The 991-nt window shown below is 39.9% G+C and carries 1 protein-coding gene; it reads right to left on the bottom strand.

All coding sequences use genetic code 11. The features are described 5' to 3' along the window. The coding region (locus tag KHQ26_RS26155; protein ID WP_139153245.1) for a BapA/Bap/LapF family prefix-like domain-containing protein at positions 1 to 573 on the bottom strand (573 nt) is incomplete at its 3' end. Positions 574 to 991: the final 418 nt, after the last annotated feature.

Here is a 991-nt window from a genome sequence, read left to right as displayed (position 1 = left end):
GGAATCCGAATCGCTGTCCGAGTCTGTATCAGAATCGGCATCGGCATCACTTTCGCTGCCGCCAGGGTCGGTATCGCTGTCTGAGTCAGAATCCGAATCACTGTCCGCATCAGAATCAGTATCATCGTTCGGAGAATGCGACGAATGATCTTTATCGGAAGATCCTGCAATCATCGCCCCTATACCAAGCAAAGCCGCCCCGGCCATTACCCATGGAGCAATGCTGCCACCAGAACTGCCTGCAGCTAATAATCCTGAGATATCACTGATGAGAGAATAATGGGCATCGCTGGTTCCTGCCCCTTCAAGCCACCACAGAGCCCCACTATCGTCATCTTGTAAAACTAAATCGCTATGATGCCCATTGGCATCATTCACAAAAAAGTCTTTCAGCGTAAGAGTACTGCCGTCGTTTATTTTTAGAACAAGATCATTACCTTGCCTGGAGAAGGAACTGATGTCCTCTCGCTTAATATGCAACACAACAACTGACTGCGTGTTTAAGTTAACTTGATTGCCATCGACGGTGTATTTCACACCTGTATCTTTTGCTGTGATATTTATATTTTTCATCAGGACACACCCTTGGGATGAAGACGCAGCCAGAGATTTGAGATAATTCTTACTTATGCATCTTATTAGATATACCAGAAACTACGGACCCGCAAGGAAGTTAAGAAACAAAAATGAAATATATTGAAATAACTATAAGTTATTGATAAATATTGAAATAATAAAAAATCACCACATTTTGACATCTCATGTTTTTCTCATGCCAGGTTTGCATCTCATTACAAAACCCTCTGGATAAAAAATTATACTTTCAGGCTACGCCATATCTTTTCTTCTTTCACTTTATAGATCACAAAAAAAACCGTGATTCACATCACGAAATCAGCACGGTTTTAACACAGACATTTTTTAATAATTAAAAAATTTTACAGCAGTAATAACCTTATTTAAAACATGCCTAACTATATAAGAAAACAAG

It is taken from the genome of Klebsiella sp. 10, assembly GCF_018223925.1.
GTDB classification, from domain to species: Bacteria; Pseudomonadota; Gammaproteobacteria; order Enterobacterales; family Enterobacteriaceae; genus Klebsiella; species Klebsiella pneumoniae.
The sequence above is the reverse complement of the archived record's forward strand: the minus strand, read 5'-3'. Positions and strand labels throughout refer to the sequence as shown.